At 56.3% G+C, this 343-nt stretch carries 1 pseudogene; it reads right to left on the bottom strand.

The window, feature by feature from the left end:
* A pseudogene (locus tag HMPREF2696_RS11540) lies at positions 1-343 on the bottom strand (hypothetical protein); the annotation flags it as partial.

Genomic DNA, 343 nt, shown 5'->3' with positions numbered 1-343 from the left:
GTATTCTTTGAGGCGGTTGCCGCTGACAAGATTGTTGCCCTTTCTTTCGGCTGCTTTGTCTGAAAGGATGTTGTGGGCGGGGTCGAAGGCGAAGGTTTCGCTGCGGCCGGTTTGGCTGTTGCGGGCTTCTTGAATACGTCCGATTTTGTCGTAAACGTAATTAAGGACGCCGCTTCTTTGGTCGGCGCTTTGAATGAGGTTGCCGGCTTTGTCATAGGCGTAGCGGCGGTTGACGGCGCCGCCGGCCAACGGGTTTTGTTTGCCGTGAAGCGTTTGTGTGCCGTTCTGGATGGTACGCTGGCTTTTCAGACGGCCCATGGGGTCGTAGTCGTACAGGCTGCTG

Source organism: Neisseria sp. HMSC058F07 (assembly GCF_001810035.1).
In the GTDB taxonomy this organism is placed as follows: Bacteria; Pseudomonadota; Gammaproteobacteria; order Burkholderiales; family Neisseriaceae; genus Neisseria; species Neisseria perflava.
The sequence above is the reverse complement of the archived record's forward strand: the minus strand, read 5'-3'. Positions and strand labels throughout refer to the sequence as shown.